Origin of the sequence: Paenibacillus spongiae (genome assembly GCF_024734895.1) — a bacterium.
Classification (GTDB): domain Bacteria; phylum Bacillota; class Bacilli; order Paenibacillales; family Paenibacillaceae; genus Paenibacillus_Z; species Paenibacillus_Z spongiae.
This window is the reverse complement of the sequence record NZ_CP091430.1, coordinates 752,238-768,839: the sequence shown is the minus strand read 5'-3', so window position 1 is coordinate 768,839 and position 16,602 is coordinate 752,238. Positions and strand designations below refer to the sequence as shown.

The window sequence follows — 16,602 nt, the reverse complement described above, 5'->3', positions numbered from 1 at the left end:
CACACGCCGCTGGTTCGAAAACATGCTCTGTTTTCGGATGCAGCGGTTTTTTCGTTATCTGGAGGGAGGAGAGGTTCGATATGGTGGCGGAGTTTCAGTTTTTGTACGAGCAATGGTTGGATGGGCATACGAGAAAACGGAGGGGCGAGAGGAAGCGAAGGCTGGCGGAAGGTCACGGTCATGCTGAGAATGTTTTTGTTGAAAAGGTGTGGCTCCCCGCATTCAGAGAGTTAGAACATCTGCATCCGGAGTATGAGGCAGCGGATTTTCGGAACGGCGGACCTAGGCTGTAACGCCCTTTTTCGGCTTTACAGCCCCACTCCGCCTCGCTCTGCACGCCCGACACTAGCTGTAAGTCCGTATACGGCCTTACAGCCTCACCCCCCGGCGCGGACCTAGGCTGTAACGCCCTTTTAGGGCTTTACAGCCCCACTCGGCCTCGCTCCACACGCCCGTCTTTACAGCCCCACCCAGCTGGAGGTCAGACGGCAAGCCTTGTTCTGCATGATGCCAAAAAAGCAGCGCCGCCATCCGACGATCCGAAGACCGCCGTCAAGCAGCACTGCCTGCTATCCAAACGATTGCTTACATGAAAACCATCAAAATGCGGTAGATGATCATTGCGAGGAGCCCTGTTATCGGAATCGTGATGATCCAGGATATGACGATTTTGCCGGCCAACCCCCACTTGACGGCAGAGAAACGCTTCGCGCTGCCTACCCCGAGAATAGACGATGTAATAACATGCGTCGTACTAACGGGCAGATGGATCAAGGTGGAGGTCAGAATAACGGAAGCCGAAGAAATATCCGCGGCGAAACCGTTGACCGGATCGATTTTGAAAATTTTCGTCCCCATCGTCTTGATGATCTTCCAGCCGCCGACCGAGGTACCGAGCGCCATCGCCGTTGCCGCGGAAATCTTGACCCAGAGCGGTACATCCAGCGTATCCTGCAGGCCCGCAGCGACGAGGGCGAATGTCATAATCCCCATCGCCTTCTGCGCATCGTTCGTGCCGTGCGTGAACGCTTGGAATGCCGCGGTCACGATTTGACCTTTGCGGAAATGCTTATTAATCTGATGCGGGCTGGAATTGGCGAATATCTTCTTGAATATCCACATCACGATAAAACCGATGGAGAATGCAATAAGCGGCGAAAAGATAAGCGCCTTAACAATACTCGTGAACCCTGCGGCATTGATGCCGTCTAGTCCTTCCGAACTGATAACCGCGCCTGCAAGGGCGCCAATGAGCGCATGGGAGGATGAAGAAGGGATACCGAACCACCAGGTAATAAGGTTCCAAATAATCGCCCCCAGAAGCGCGGCGATAACGATCTCAACGCCGTGTTCCAGCTTCGACGGGTCAGCGACACTTCCGCCGATCGTCTTCGCCACGCCGGTAAACATCATCGCGCCGATAAAGTTCATCGACGATGCTATGATGATCGCCATTCGCGGCGACAGCGCACGCGTCGAGACCGAAGTCGCAATCGCATTGGCCGTGTCGTGGAACCCATTAATAAAGTCGAATGCAAGCGCCAGAAAAATAGTGATACCAACTAAAATATATATATCCATGACCGTGGTCCACCTGCTCCTTAACTGTTGCGCATAATGATTGTTTCAAGTGTGTTGGCCACGTCTTCGCAGTAGTCGGTCGTCTGCTCCAGCCGCTCGTATATTTCTTTCCGTTTGATCAATTCAATCGGATCCTTGACGTTCGCGAATAGGCTCTTGACGCACACGCGGAGCAAGTCGTCGGCCTGGTTCTCCAGCTCGTTAATGTGAATAGCCGGCTCGCGGATCGCCAGCAGCTTCTTCTCGGTAAGCAGGTAGATCGCTTTCTTGATTTGCTGCGCGCTGCGCACCAGGATATCGGCGAACAACGTGATATACTCGTCATGCTCCTGAATGTGATACATCTCGAAGCGGGATGCGCATGCTTCAATGCCGTCCAGCACATCGTCGAGTGACGTCGTAAGCTTCATGATATCGTCGCGCTCGATCGGCGTAATGAATGTCTTGTTCAACTCGGTAATAATCGTATGTACATGGCGATCGCATTTGCTTTCATACTCTTTCATATCCTTAGCAAATTGCGTTACATCCTTAAGATTCGAAACGTTCTTTGCAAAGTACTCCACTGCTTCCAGCATTGTGTCCGACATCGATTCAAGCGTCGTAAAAAAAATGTCTTTTTTCTTAAACATTGTTATCCCCTTCACCCTCGCGCAAGATTAGCATTGCCGTACCATGTACATAAACCGACAATATCTTACCATAGTATAACTGCCTTTTGTTAACGTATTGTAAAGGAATTGCGATTTTTTCAAAATTATTTTCAAAATTTCGCCGTGAATTCCCTTGTCATCTTTTAGTGTTTTCTGTAATCGCTGATTTTAACCCTCGTATAAATAATTTAAATATCGCGCTTTTCTTGCAATTATTTCCCATTATCTACACGGTATTACACCATTCCTGGCACAAATAAACCGCCCGGCTTTCATTGCCGGACGGTCCTGGATCATCTTATGCTATTAATGCCGGACGCTCGCTGCTCCCGATGCAAATCCCCTGCCTCAGCTGCTAGCTGACTGTAATGTGCTCCGCAAACGAAGGCGTCATCGGCACGATATGATAATACGTCTTGCCTGGAACGAACGGCAGCTCTTTGCCGTCCTTCATGATGCGGATAACCCCGTCGCCGCTTCGTTCCCACGTACATTCGACCGCTTGGCCGAGCTGTATGAGCATCGCCGGACCGCCCGATTCCAGATCCACCTTGAGTCGGCCGATATCGTCATATACGGTATGCTTGGCCCCCAGCACGACAATGTTCGTCGTCGTCAGCTGCTTCTCCGTTGTCAGATCCGTGTGCGGCTTGCCGTTGATCGAGCGCTCATAGAGGCGTGTCGCAGGATTGTACGCGTATGAAACCTTGTAATTTTTCAGAAGGAAGGAAATGCCTACCTGCGCTGCAGGCGATCCGCCTGCCGTCGCTCCCTCGTCCGAGAATGGGTAAGCCGGAACCGGCGTATCCGAATCATACTTCTTCTTGTCCGCTCCCTGCCGCAGCTTCTCCAGGCTGGAATACAGATTATGCGGAGCTTTGCGGGATTTGTCCCGCCAGAAATAGCCGCCCGCATTCGTAATCTCGTCGAGATACGGCTTCTTCTGCTTCTGAAGGATCGCATAAGCGTCCGGACTGCCTCCAGCGTGGGCAAGCAGCCCCCCGTATGTTTCTCCCAATTCAATTAAATACGGCCGTATGCTGCGGATCGGTCCGATGGTATCGGTGAATGAATCGCTTTGAAAAATCGCCACCAGCCGCGTAATTCCGCCCTCGGCCAGCACTTCCCAGACCATGTCGGCATGAGGCAAACCCGATTGCGGCCGCGCCTTCGACATATTATTGATCATGACGGCAACAGCCCGTTTATCTGCCGCCGTGTCCTGCTTCAGCCCGGTTAACGGTGCGGTGAATGCCGGCTCGGCCGGAACGACGATGCCGTCATCCTCTTCCGGAGCTGGTTCGGCCGGAGGTGCGATTACGTCTTCCACAGGCTGCTCCGGCTGCTCCTTGCCGCTGCACCCGCCCAGCAGGACCGCGAGCAGCAGAATTGCGAAGCCAAGTGCTGCCGTTATGCGCAGCCTTTTGCGGCTTGTTTCCTTCATGCGCGTTATTTCCACCTTTTCTCTATGAATTCGAACGTTGTCCTAACCATATTAAACCATATACAAGGCCGGCTTGTCTGCCGCTGTTCGCGATGAACCTTACAGAACGCACGTAACTGCTGCGTCCGCGTTCGCAGAATACGGCAATAAAAAAGCCCGCACCTCTTGCTCCCTACATAAAGTTACCGGGGGTCAAGTGTGCGGGCTATCCATATACTACATTTTAAAATCGACCGTATCGTGCCCATCCTTACTCAACCAAGGAGGTATCCGAGCGTATGCCCGCATGGATGGAATGGATCAAGCAGCATTGGTTTGCAATCGCCATCGTATTACTGACATTAGTCGCCATCAACTATGTGATCCGCAAGCGAAAATCGTTATTCTACAAAGAGTGAGCGTCCTCCGCTCCGCCGGGTTCACAGATCAGGGGAACTCGGATCGTAACTGTCGTCCCCTCATCCAGAACGCTCGTAAGCTCAAGCGTTCCGCCATGCAGCTCCACGATCTCCTTGCAGATGGCAAGCCCAAGACCGCTTCCCGCACGCTGGCTCTCGCCTTTGTAGAACTTCTCCGTCACATGCGCCAAATCCTCGGGCGCGATTCCGCAGCCGGTGTCCGCGATGGACACGCGCGCCAGATCCGCCTCCCGCTCGGCCGTTATCAAGACGGATCCGCCGCGCGGCGTGAATTTGAACGCATTGTCGAACACATTGATCATCACCTGCTTGAGCCGGTTCGCATCCGCCTCCACCAGCATCGGGCCGTCCACGGTCAGGCGGGCCGTCAAGGCAATCCCTTCCCGCTGCGCCCTCGCCTCGTACTGCCTCACCGTCTCCTTCACCGGTGCCAAGAAATCCAGCATTTCCGGATGAAGCACAATATTCTTCGCATACAGCTTGGAGAAGTCGAGGAGATCCTCCACCAGTCCGGATAGCCGGTCGGTCTCCCGATCGATGACCGACAGCCCGAGCCGTACCTCCTCGACATCTTCCGGGTCGCCGGAGGCGAGCGTCTCGCTCCAGCCTTTAATGGAGGTAAGCGGCGTGCGCAGCTCATGGGAGATGGAAGAGATGAAGTCGTTCTTCAGCTTCTCCCTTCTCGTAATCTCGGAGGCCATCATATTGAGCGTATCCGCCAGGCGGCCGATTTCGTCGCGGTCATGGCTTGCCGCCCGCCGGGTCCAGTTCCCTTCCGCCATCTGCTCGGCTACTTTTGTCAAATTGCGGATCGGACGGGCAATTCGGTTGGCCAGCCATATACTCATGGCGAAGAAGAGCAGCACAACCACGAAGGCCACAAGGAGAGTCACCCCGAACAAGTTCCGTAGTGTCTTATCCACGCTTTCGAGCGAAGCCGTGTAACGGAACAAGCCGACGACGCGCTGCTCCGATTTGAGAGGCAGCGTAACGGCGGCAACCCGCTCGTTCGTAACCGGATCAACGCCGCGCCAGACGCCTTTCTCCCCTTCCACCGCCTGAATGACGTCTGGGGTCGTTAACATCCGCCCCTCACCCGGCATGCCGTTGGCGTCGATGACCAGCATCCCGGTATTATCGAGCAGCTGCAGATGCTCCACCCCGTCGGTCAAGTTCTGAAGCATATAGCGGCCCTTGTCCCGCATTGTTTGGTACGCGAGGTTGCGGCTGTGCAGCGTCACCTCGGTCTCCGCCCGCTGCAGCACCGATCCGACGGCGCTGCTGTAGTAATAATTCCATACCAGCGTCACGAACATGGAACCGAGCAGAACGACGACCAGAACGATCAGGATCCCGTAGCTCCAAACGATTCGTGTCCGGAGACTGCTCATTGACCATCGCTCCGTTTCCACCGGTATCCATAACCCCATAACGTTTCAATAAACCGCGGATCGGACGGCTCATTCTCGATCTTCTGACGTATGCGCCGAATATTGACGTCCACAATCTTCAAGTCTCCGATAAAGTGCCTGCCCCATACCGCATCCAGAATATCGTCCCGGCTGAGTCCTTCGCCTGCGCGTTCCATGAGCAGCTTCACAAGCGTCCATTCGGTCGGCGTCAAGACAACCTCCTCGCTTCCCTTCCACAGCCTTCGCTGCGTCGATGACAGCCGGAATATGCCTTCATGCAGATCGTCAGGCGACCTGCGCAGCACGGATGATACCTGCACGGCACGCAATCGGTCGATGTTCTCGAGTCCAGCGCGTTCACCTGCTTCCGATCCGCTCTCTGTCTCTCTGTATACGGAACCGCCAGAGCTTGGCGAGCCGATCCCGACACTGCCACTATTGACTCCTGCAAGTCCGTCGCTTGAAGTGACCGCCTTGCCCTCGCCCTCGCTTGCTTCCGCACAGAAGCTGCTCCGACTCCGAGTATCCGCCAGCCGGACATCGCCGGTTGGCGCTGCGCCGGCCCCCTTTTCGCTCAGCTCAGGATTAGTCTCACTTATGGCTTCGGCTATGAACGGTGTCTGCCCTTCAGCAGCGACCGGCCTGGCCATGCCAGCCGAACCTGTATTATCCAAGCTTCCGCTCTCCACGCGATCACCGACGGCTTCAACGCTCCCCTCCGGTTCAAGCCACGATAAGCCGCCAGGCATCATGCGGCGGTGCAGAGCACCCAGCCGGGCAATGAGCTCGCCAGGGCTGAACGGCTTCTGCACGTAATCGTCGGCGCCGAGCTCCAAGCCGCGGATTTTGTCCTCTTCCTGCGATTTGGCCGTCAGCATAATGATCCCCATCCGGGGAAACCTCTCCCGCAGCTGCTCGCACACCTCAAACCCGCTGATTGTGGGCAGCATAACGTCAAGCAGCGCAACATCGAACGGCGGATCGGCTTCATTCGCCAGCATGAGCGCCGTCTCCCCGTCCTCCGCTTCGGTCACATCCATTCCATTGCGCTTTAAGTTAATGCGGACAAATCCACGTATCGCTTCTTCATCCTCTAGCAGCAAAATCCGCATAATGTCCTCCCAGCTCCATCCGGCCGATTAATTTTCCGGAAGCAGCTTGAACAGCCGCTTCAGCTCGTCCCCATTCAACTGTAGATCGTTATAGAGAGCTAGCTCCTCCGCCGTCCAGTCCTCCATGGGTTCTTCCCATTCCGCCGCATGCACCATTCCAGCCCCCTTGGCCAGCTCGGAATAGCGTACACCTTGATCCTTCCATGCCTGCTCCAAGGCATTCCAATCGCCAAGCGGTGTGCTATGAATAACGAACAAGGGCAGCCGCTTACCCGATGCCTCTTCGTATATTTCTATATATAGTTGACCCTTCTCATCTCCTTCGGGGCGCCTTACTGTAACTTGATCATACCACTTCTCCGGAAAGCGGATCGCATATCGTTTGGAGTAGTCCGCATATTGTTCCATAACAACATGGAAATCTCCCTTCCCATCCCATTGCTTCCACTGCTCGATCAAGACCAATTCGCTCATCGTGGCATTCGACGGCTGACCCATTGCCTCCTTCAAAACCTGAATCTCCAGAATGCCATCGCTGTTTCCATCGCCGCTTTCTGTGGAATAAACATTGAAACTGCTGTCGTATTCACTGCCCCTCATGGGATAGACTTGAACAAGCCTTCCGTTCTCCCAAGCAAGCATGATCGTCATGGAGGAATGGGCCCCTAGCCCTGCATCGGCTACAATGCCGTAACGGTTCTCTGCAATCTTGCCGACAACCAAATTATAGTAACCGTTAACCTCACTGGAAAGCGCAGCCGTTTCCGTATTCGCGATCGATCCCCGTTCCAACCGGTACACATGCAGCGTTCTGTCCATCAATCCAAAGAGCTGATCTTCCTTTCCAAGCTGTTCCTCTCGAATCAGGACGATCTCGTCGCGTCCGTTACCGTCTATATCGCCAAGAACCGACTTGGAATAGGAGAGCTCCGCGATCGGCCTCGGGGCCGTCTTGTATTCTTCCTGCGGTCTGATCTGATACACGTTTAAGGTGCGGTCAAACATCTCATATTGATTCCAGCCGATCAACATTTCCGGATTGCCGTCACCGTCGAGATCCGTCACATCGATCCAGTCAATGCCGTAGCTCGACCTTTCGCCAAAGGTGAACCATAACCGCCATCCTTCGACGCCTTCCTTCAGCAGGAGCACCTGTTGTTCTTCCGCTTCATTGATGAAGGTCACGATTGCTTCCTTGCTGCCATCCCCGTCAACATCCGCTTTACGCACCGCGGACATGGCTTCGTCTTGATCCGGAAGCGATAGCTTCGCCCGGGCCGGCAGCGCTTCGCGAACCGCCGCAGCCAGTTCGGCATTCTCCGGCGTATCCCGCGGTCCCAGCAGCAGATCGGCAGGCGTCGCCGTATACTGGCATCCGGTAATTCCGAGCATGCAGATGACAGCAGCCAATACGCGGAGCCTGACCTGCCTTCCCCCTCGTTGTCGCATCACGTCCGGTTCGAATCTCCTTCCACCCGCAGCCAACCCTACTGGCTTGCGGTCGTAAATTAATGGCCTGCCGCCGCTTTATGCTCCTTCGCCGCCAACAGCTCGTCGACCGTTACGAGCGTATATCCATTCTTCTGCAAATCGTCGATTATCAATGGCAGAAGCTCTACCGTATTCTTCAGACGGCTGCCCCCGAAGGAGTGCATAAGGACGATACCGCCCGGTTTCGTGTTACTGTTAATGTTTTGCCTCATTTTCGCAACGCTTACTCCATTCCAGTCCATCGTATCGACGGTCCAGCCTACCAGCTCGCGGTTATTGGCCTTCATGATGGCTTTGACCTCGGCCGACACCGATCCGTATGGAGCCCGCACCAGATTGGGGACATATCCAACCGATCGCTGGATTAGCGTATCGGTCCACATCACTTCCTGTATAATTCTGCGCTCGCCCAGCGAAGCTAAGTCGGGATGACGGTAAGTATGATTTCCAATGGAATGCCCTTCCTTGGCAATGCGCGCAGCCATCTCGGGATATTTCTTAACTTGCGTGCCGACCAGGAAGAAGGAGGCCTTCACTTTATGCTCCTTCAATACATCCAGAATCGCCGGCGTGTACCGTTCATCAGGTCCGTCGTCGAACGTCAGCGCCACCAGCTTCTGATTCGGCTTCGCCTGAAACGCGACCTTCGGCGCAGTCGGCTTGCTCAGCTTCACTTCCGCTTCCTGGACCGGAACCTTGCCGCCGTCCATGGAGCCGCCTGCCGCGCCCTTATCTACGATTGTGCCCTGGCCGCCGGCAGCCGCCCCTCCTGCAGAACCTCCGGCTCCTGCGCCAGGTTGCGGGTTGCCTGCGGGGCCGCCGCCCGGTCCCCCGCCGCTCAGAATGATATCGCTCTGGGTGCCGGCAGTCTCGCTGCCTGCCCACAGCTGGAATCCGCCTTGCAAGCCGCAACCGGCCGCGAAACCAATAACGGCCATGATGATACCAAACGACAACAATCGTCGTTTTTTTCTAGCTGTAGTCATTGTCTCTTCTCCCCATCCCATGCTTATATGTACATGGTATAGGAGTTCGTTTCGTAAGTTGTTACAAACTAGTAACATCTTAAACCCGATTCGTTCTATTTCGACAAATCCGCGTCAGCCCTGCGTTTCGCAGCTAGATTAATAGACGGCAATCCGTCAAATTACATCGTCATGCGAGGATGATTCTCCCTCGTAAAGTTGAAACCTGATTCCAGCCATGTTAACGTTAGATTACCGACTAAGTTTATAGGATAAACATTACGAGTTAGGAGCAAGAGACAATATGCCCAAAATTGCAAAAAATTTAACGGAGTTAATCGGTAACACGCCCCTGTTGGAGCTTACGAATTATACCGCTACCAAGCATCTTGAAGCGACCCTGATCGCCAAGCTGGAATCCTATAATCCGGGAGGCAGCGTGAAGGACCGGATCGGCTATGCGATGATCAAGGACGCCGAGGATAAAGGCCTGCTGAGCCCGGACTCGGTTATCATCGAGCCTACCAGCGGCAATACCGGTATTGCGCTGGCTTACGTCGCGGCCGCCATGGGATATAAGATAATCATTACCTTGCCAGAAACGTTCAGCGTTGAACGCCGCAAGATTCTGCAAGCGCTCGGAGCGGAGCTTGTATTGACGCCTGGCGTGGAAGGGATGCGCGGGGCTATTGCCAAGGCGCAGCAGCTCGCGGAGACGATTCCGAACGCTTACCTGACTCAGCAGTTCCGGAATCCCGCCAATCCGGATATTCACCGGCGCACGACAGCCGAGGAGATCTGGCGCGATACGGAAGGAGCGGTCGACATATTCGTCGCGGGAGTCGGTACCGGCGGTACGATAAGCGGCGTCGGCGCAGTTCTGAAGTCACGCAAGCCGTCCGTTCGCGTTGTCGCCGTCGAGCCGCAGGAATCAGCCGTGCTGTCCGGCGGTCATCCCGGCGCCCATCTTATTCAGGGCATCGGCGCAGGCTTCGTACCGGAGGTATTCGACCGGTCGGTAGTCGATGAAATCATGCCCGTTCGCGGCCATGATGCGATCACGACCGCGAGGCAGCTGGCCAGAGCGGAAGGACTGCTTGCCGGCATATCGTCAGGCGCAGCGCTTCACGCCGCAACGATTCTCGCTTCGAGGCCGGAGAACCACGGGAAGACGATCGTCGTCCTGCTGCCGGATACCGGAGAGCGGTACTTGTCGACTACGTTGTTCGACTAATCAGCTCCCAAGAACAATAAGAGCTTAAGCAGCCAACCGGCGCCTAAGCTCTTATTCGTGTTTATTATTCGGGTACCCGGTCTCGGGTATCCTTCGGCAGAAGAATCGCCAGCACGCCAAGCAGCGGCAGGAAAGCACATAGCTTCATAATGAAGGCAATGCTCGTCTGGTCGGCAACCATGCCAAGCACCGCCGAGCCAAGACCCCCGATGCCGAAGGCGAGTCCGAAGAACAGCCCCGCTACGAGTCCTACTTTACCGGGCATAATCTCCTGCGCATAGACGACGATGATGGAGAATGCGGATGATAGAATGAATCCGGCCATTACCGCCAGAACTCCGCTCCAGAACAAGCTGCCGTATGGCAGCAGGATGGAGAACGGCGCGGTGCCCATAATCGAGAACCAGATGATATTGCGGCGTCCGTATCGGTCGGCCATCGGCCCGCCAAAGAATGTCCCGGCCGCCGACGCGGCGAGGAATGCGAACAGGAACCACTGCGCATGACTGACGGTAACACCGTAATCATCGATCAAGTAGAACGTGTAGTAGCTTGTGATGCTGGACATATAGACTTGCTTCGTCACGACCAGGAAGACAAGTATGACTATCGCCCACATGACCTGATTGCGGGCCAGACCGCTCTGGGCGTTCTTCTCTGCAGCGCGGGGCTTCACAGCCGTGCGGAGCACGAGCTGCTGCTCTCCGTACCAGCGGGCCACATAGAGCTGAATGGCAATGGCAGCGGCAGCGGCGAATGCGAACCAAATGACGCCAAACTGGCCTAAATGGACGAATAGTACGGCCGTCATGATCGGACCTAGCGAGCTTCCGATATTGCCGCCCACTTGGAAGATCGACTGTGCCAGTCCGCGCTTGCCGCCGGCGGCGAGATAGGCAACCCGCGACGATTCCGGATGGAAGATCGCGGAACCGATCCCTATCGCAGTAACGGCCAGCAGGATAACGGAATAATACGGGGCCAAGGCCAGCCCGACGATGCCGATAAGCGTGAAGCAGACGCCGATCGGCAGAAGCATCGGCATGGGCCGGATATCGGCATAGCGGCCGATGATGGGCTGCAGGACCGAGGCCGTCAAGTTCATCGCCAGCGCGATCAACCCGACCTGGGTGTAGCTCAGACTCAGCTCATCCTTCAGAATCGGGAAGAGCGCGGACACCGTCGATTGCATGGTGTCATTCAAGAGATGGACAATGCTGATGGCAAACAGGATGGGAAATACCGTTGCCGAAGCCGCGGCGGTTTTGGGCGCCGCTTGGTTAACTGCCAATTTGGTACTCATGATTCGTTATGCTGCACTTCCCTCACTCTGATCGTCTGCGAGAACCGATCTAATTTTAATGCTTACTATAGCACAGATTATGGGAGGGCGGCGCAAGTCTGTCATAATTTTATATCAACGGCTCACCCGATTATCGGCAGTTCCAGCTTCTGATACGGAGACAGCCGCAGATCAGGAAGCCTACCTTCTTGGACATATAGACTCGCCGATATAGTGCACGTAAGCGGTAATTCCGTTTCATACGCCCAGGCGATATCGCCTTACCTTTCTCATGCTCAATACAAACAATGAGCATCCCCGTCTCATGACGGAGATGCTCGTTGATGCTCGTTGTTGATCGTTTCATCTTGCTGTGTCCGCCAGGCAGGTTACGGATCGGAAAGGACGTTAAGCTGGATCAGCCTTCCTTTCCCCGGATAACTGGACATAATCATACCTGTCGTCCAGCCTTCAACCTTCATGCCGGTCTTCAGCTCCGCCTTATCGAGCTTCTCCCCGGTCGACTTCCGCATGATAGACGCATCCGCTGTGAAGGATCCCCACAAGGCGTCCGCCTTCGGATTTTCGTAGCCGATCAAGTTATCAGGATTCTCGATCAGTATACTGCCGTTCTCCGCAATCTCCTTGATATATCCGGTAATGCTCGGCTTATCCGCGTCGATGGTCTCCGTCTCGATCCGCAGCGGAAAGAACCTCCCTGTCAGCTCGTAGATCGCTTGCATCAGCCGTTCCTGCTCTTCTGCCGAAAGAGCCTTATAATGCTCGCCGATACGCCTCACATACAGGGTCAGTTCTTGAATCTGCACATCTCCCGCGACCGGCTCCACGCCAAGACGCGCGAACAACGCCCGATTGCCGGGTATCAGCTCAGCGACCGCATTTGCCATTGCTTCATCGTATTGATAATCCGCCGGATATACGGGAATGTTCCTATCGTTGTAAATCGGCGTCGCCCGGAACAAAACATACGAAGCCTTGGCAGGTACGGTAAAATCGAGCGCGATCCGTTCCGTTCCATCCGCCCCCTTCGTTGATTTCCCGTTCCAGTCGATCGTCCGCTCGATCACGTTTCCTTCGATGTCTTTCACGATCACATGGAATAAAGCATCATCGGCCGGTATGTCCTTGCCTTTCACCCGATCCACTGTAAGCGACAGATGAACCGATGATCGGCCTTTCTGATCACGCATTGCGATTTGCTTTAGCCCCGTCGGAATGAACGGGTAAGCGGGATCAGCCATGATATGCGGGTAATCGTCGACAGGATTGTCCGGATCGCCGATCCCGGGCAGCAGCCGCCGCTCGGCCGGATCCATAATCGCCAGAACCTTGCGTCCTGCCTCCGAGCGCTGCTCGTAATTGTAGGAAGGCAGGCCCTGGAGAAGCTGCGCAACAGGTGCGAAGAACGTTCCTCCGATCACTTCGGGGGCCGGATGGAATTGCTGCTGCGGCGAAATTCCTTCCTTGCCCGCCAGCGGCGGATTGCTTCGAATTTCGACCACCTCATTCCGGTTGGACCTGATCTGGGCCGACCTCTCCTTGGCGGAATAAAGCACGGTTGCCCCTAGCGCAGCCGCGAACGAACGGAGCGGCACCATCAGGCCGTTCTCCTTCAAATAAGGTGCGCTATCACCCGGGAACAGCACAAAATAATGGTTCATCAACAGCGGAACCGGCTGGCTTCCATCGCCTGCCGATGACTTCGGCTTGGCAGGCGGCAGCGCCGCGGCCGTCAGAATGAACAGAGATACGATGATTCCCGCCAATATGGCTTTTCTCATGACGCTCTCCTTTCTCCACTAAATTCTTCCATATCCTTTGGACGCAGGAGAACGGGTTATAGTTGCGGCAGGCACTCCTTTGGATGGCGTTATAATGCAGTAGGCATGCACAGAAGCAAAAGCCCGCGTTGTAAATGCAGCAAGCATGCAAAAAAGCCGCAGGCGCGCTTGACGCACCTGCAGCTTATATTGTACCTCGCCCGAGAGTGGGCGTTCCCTCTCTCGGACCGGCTTTTCGCATCTTAACCTCGCAGCGCTTTGGCAGCGATGTCCGACCTTACATGCATGCCTTCGAAGTGAATGGCGGATACCGCCTCATATGCGCGCGCACGCGCCTCCGCGATGTCTCGTCCACGGCCGACAATGCCGAGAACCCGGCCGCCGCTAGTAACGATTTTCCCGTCCTTCTCGGCCGTACCGGCGTGGAATACCAGCGCGCCCTGCGCCTTGGCGGCATCCAGTCCTTCGATTACGAGCCCTTTCGGGTAAGAAGCCGGGTAGCCCCCTGAAGCCGCAATGACGCACACGGCCGCTTCGTCGCTCCAAGCGATGTCGAGCTGATCCAACCGGCCATTCAGCGCGGCGAGAATAATATCGACGAGATCGGTCTTCAGACGAGGCAGCACGACCTGCGTTTCCGGGTCGCCCATGCGCGCATTGAACTCGATCGTCTTCACGCCGTCCTTCGTGATCATCAGACCCGCGAAGAGAACGCCGCGGAACGGCCGGCCTTCGCTGACCATCGCCTTCGCCGTCGGCTTAATAATATTCTCGACCGCATCCTCTACGAGCGCCGGATCGATATGCGGCAGCGGGGAGTAAGTGCCCATGCCGCCCGTATTCGGCCCCTTGTCGTCATCGAATACCGGTTTATGATCCTGTGCCGGCACCATCGCGCGAACCGTTTCGCCGTCTACGAATGCCAGGATCGACATCTCCTGGCCTTCGAGGAACTCCTCGATGACGACCTGTCCGCCGGATTCGCCGAATACTTTATCCACCATCATGTCATGCAACGACTTCTCCGCTTCTTCGAGCGAGTAAGCGACGGTTACGCCTTTACCGGCCGCAAGACCGTCCGCCTTGACGACGATCGGCGCGGATTGCTCGCGCAAGTAGGCAAGCGCCGCTTCGTAATCCGTGAACGTCTCGTATTTGGCCGTCGGAATATTGTACTTTTTCAGCAGATTCTTCATGAAGATCTTGCTGCCTTCAATCTCCGCCGCGTTCTTGCGCGGTCCGAAGGTCGGAATATTATGTTCCTCGAACGCATCCACGATGCCGTCCGCAAGCGGATCATCCGGCCCGACCACAACGAGATCGACCGCATGATCGTTCGCGAACGCAATGAGGTCCGCAAACCGGTTAACCGGAATCGGCACGCATTCCGCCAGCTCCGCGATCCCCGCATTGCCCGGCGCGCAGTAAATTTGTTTGACCTTCTCGCTCTTGGCCAGCGCCCAGACGATCGCATGCTCACGCCCGCCGCCGCCAATGACCATTATCCGCACAGGAAACCCTCCCCATAATTGCCGGCTTCATGGTACCGGCACAAGCCGTAACCCCACAAGCGGCGATATACTCTATCTCCTCATGAAACCGATGATGACTAGTGTTTAAAATGACGAACGCCCGTAACCACCATCGCAATATTGTTCGCATTCGCTACGGCAATCGACTCTTCGTCTTTAATGGAGCCGCCCGGCTGGATAACGGCCGTGATGCCTGCTTTTGCCGCCAGCTCCAGCGTATCGCCCATTGGGAAGAACGCATCGGAAGCGAGCACGGCGCCGCGCGCTTTCTCGCCGGCCTGCTTGATCGCGATGTTGGCCGCGCCGACGCGGTTCATCTGGCCCGCGCCTACGCCGACGGTCATATTGTCCGCCGCGAGCAGAATCGCGTTCGACTTCACGTGCTTCACGACCTTCCAGCCGAACAGAAGCTGCTTCAGCTCTTCCTCGGTCGGCTTGCGGTTCGTCACGACCTTGAGGTCATCCATGGAGAGGCTGTGCACGTCGCTCTCTTGCACGACCATCCCGCCTTCTACCGTGGTGATGTTCCATTCCGGCTTGCGTTCCTTCGCGGATTGGATCGTGCCGAGCTTCAGCAGACGGATATTCTTCTTCTTCGTCAGAATGTCCATTGCGTCCTGCGTAAAGTCCGGCGCGATAATGATCTCCAGGAAGATTTCGCTCAGCAATTGAGCCGTCTCCGCGCCGATTGTACGGTTCGCCGCGACGATTCCGCCGAAGATCGAGGTCGGGTCGGCTTGGTAAGCCTTTTGATACGCTTCATGAATGTCGGCGCCGATGCCCACTCCGCAAGGATTCATATGCTTCACGGCAACGACAGCCGGCTCTTCGAATTCCTTCACGATGGCAAGAGCCGCATTCGCGTCGTTAATGTTATTGTAGGACAGCTCCTTGCCATGCAGCTGCTCGGCTGTCGTGATGTTGCCTTGAGCCGCCAGCGGCTTGCGGTAGAACGCGGCCTTCTGGTGCGGATTCTCGCCATAGCGAAGGTCCTGCACCTTCTCATAGGTGACGGTATAGCTCTCCGGAAGCGGGTCGCCCTGCAGCTTGGAGAGATAGTCTCCGATCAGCGCGTCATAAGCGCCCGTATGGCGGAATACTTTGGCCGCGAGGCGTTTGCGCGTCTCAAGCGTCGTGTCGCCAGCGCCTTTCACTTCTTCAAGCACGCCGGCATAATCGGCGGCATCGACCACGACCGTAACGAACGCATGGTTCTTCGCTGCCGAGCGAAGCATCGTCGGCCCGCCAATATCGATGTTCTCGATCGCGTCCTCATACGATACATCCGGCTTCGCAATCGTCGCCGCGAATGGATACAAATTCACGACCACCAGGTCGATGTAATCGAGGCCGAGCTCCTTCATCGACTGCTGATGCTTCTCGTCGTCGCGAACGGCAAGCAAGCCGCTGTGAACGGCAGGATGCAGCGTTTTGACGCGGCCGTCGAGAATTTCCGGGAAGCCCGTCACGTCCGAGATGCCGACAACGGGAACGCCTTCCTTCTCCAGCAGGCTTGCCGTCCCGCCCGTCGAAATAATTTGCACGCCAAGTCCCGCAAGCGCCCGTGAAAACTCAACAATGCCTGTTTTGTCCGACACACTGATTAATGCTCTGCGAATAGCCACAACAAAGTCCCTCCTATTAGTTGAAAAATACCCTCTACATGCTTCCGCGA

13 protein-coding genes and 1 pseudogene are annotated in these 16,602 nt (G+C 55.7%); 2 read left to right on the top strand and 12 right to left on the bottom strand.

Translation table 11 applies throughout. The annotated features are described in order from the left end of the window. Positions 1 to 80: 80 nt before the first annotated feature. Positions 81 to 293: a hypothetical protein gene (locus L1F29_RS03420; RefSeq protein WP_258386995.1), complete on the top strand. Its 213-nt coding sequence runs from the start codon at positions 81 to 83 to the stop codon at positions 291 to 293. Positions 294 to 585: 292 nt separating this feature from the next. On the opposite strand, the gene L1F29_RS03415 is transcribed toward L1F29_RS03420, so the two are convergent. From L1F29_RS03415 to L1F29_RS03380, 8 genes and pseudogenes are all read right to left on the bottom strand, one after another. Next, positions 586 to 1,581, bottom strand: coding sequence for an inorganic phosphate transporter (locus L1F29_RS03415; protein ID WP_258386994.1), 996 nt, complete (start codon positions 1,579 to 1,581; stop codon positions 586 to 588). Between the two features lie 20 nt (positions 1,582 to 1,601). Continuing rightward, entirely contained in the window at positions 1,602 to 2,213 is a 612-nt protein-coding gene (locus L1F29_RS03410; protein ID WP_258386993.1) for a DUF47 domain-containing protein, read from the bottom strand. Between the two features lie 376 nt (positions 2,214 to 2,589). After that, a complete protein-coding gene (locus L1F29_RS03405) occupies positions 2,590 to 3,678 on the bottom strand; it encodes a DUF3048 domain-containing protein (protein WP_258386992.1) in 1,089 nt (362 codons plus the stop codon). 385 nt (positions 3,679 to 4,063) lie between these two features. Next, positions 4,064 to 5,488 carry a HAMP domain-containing sensor histidine kinase gene (locus L1F29_RS03400; RefSeq protein WP_258386991.1) on the bottom strand — a complete coding sequence of 475 codons (1,425 nt, stop codon included), beginning with the start codon at positions 5,486 to 5,488 and terminating at the stop codon, positions 4,064 to 4,066. Further along, entirely contained in the window at positions 5,485 to 5,685 is a 201-nt protein-coding gene (locus L1F29_RS03395; protein ID WP_258389594.1) for a winged helix-turn-helix domain-containing protein, read from the bottom strand. The genes L1F29_RS03400 and L1F29_RS03395 overlap by 4 nt, the downstream gene beginning before the upstream one ends. Positions 5,686 to 6,252: 567 nt before the next feature. Next, positions 6,253 to 6,621, bottom strand: a pseudogene (locus L1F29_RS03390) (response regulator transcription factor); the annotation flags it as partial. A gap of 27 nt (positions 6,622 to 6,648) precedes the next feature. Further along, on the bottom strand, positions 6,649 to 8,073 hold the full coding sequence (locus tag L1F29_RS03385; RefSeq protein WP_258386990.1) for an FG-GAP repeat domain-containing protein: 1,425 nt from the start codon (positions 8,071 to 8,073) through the stop codon (positions 6,649 to 6,651). A 56-nt stretch (positions 8,074 to 8,129) separates the two neighbouring features. After that, complete coding sequence (locus L1F29_RS03380) at positions 8,130 to 9,098, bottom strand: polysaccharide deacetylase family protein (protein ID WP_258386989.1); 969 nt, start codon at positions 9,096 to 9,098, stop codon at positions 8,130 to 8,132. Between the two features lie 283 nt (positions 9,099 to 9,381). Here L1F29_RS03380 and cysK point away from each other — a divergent pair, with 283 nt between their 5' ends. Next, a complete protein-coding gene (cysK, locus tag L1F29_RS03375; RefSeq protein WP_258386988.1) occupies positions 9,382 to 10,311 on the top strand; it encodes a cysteine synthase A in 930 nt (309 codons plus the stop codon). A gap of 64 nt (positions 10,312 to 10,375) precedes the next feature. On the opposite strand, the gene L1F29_RS03370 is transcribed toward cysK, so the two are convergent. The 4 genes from L1F29_RS03370 to purH all read right to left on the bottom strand — a co-directional run bounded on the left by L1F29_RS03370 (position 10,376) and on the right by purH (position 16,552). Continuing rightward, on the bottom strand, positions 10,376 to 11,614 hold the full coding sequence (locus tag L1F29_RS03370; RefSeq protein ID WP_258386987.1) for an MFS transporter: 1,239 nt from the start codon (positions 11,612 to 11,614) through the stop codon (positions 10,376 to 10,378). Between the two features lie 368 nt (positions 11,615 to 11,982). Next, a complete protein-coding gene (locus tag L1F29_RS03365; RefSeq protein ID WP_258386986.1) occupies positions 11,983 to 13,395 on the bottom strand; it encodes a stalk domain-containing protein in 1,413 nt (470 codons plus the stop codon). A 242-nt stretch (positions 13,396 to 13,637) separates the two neighbouring features. Continuing rightward, on the bottom strand, positions 13,638 to 14,906 hold the full coding sequence (gene purD / locus L1F29_RS03360; protein ID WP_258386985.1) for a phosphoribosylamine--glycine ligase: 1,269 nt from the start codon (positions 14,904 to 14,906) through the stop codon (positions 13,638 to 13,640). Between the two features lie 98 nt (positions 14,907 to 15,004). Beyond that, positions 15,005 to 16,552 (bottom strand): bifunctional phosphoribosylaminoimidazolecarboxamide formyltransferase/IMP cyclohydrolase, encoded by a 1,548-nt coding sequence (purH, locus tag L1F29_RS03355; RefSeq protein WP_258386984.1) that lies wholly within the window; start codon positions 16,550 to 16,552, stop codon positions 15,005 to 15,007. Between the last annotated feature and the right edge of the window lie 50 nt (positions 16,553 to 16,602).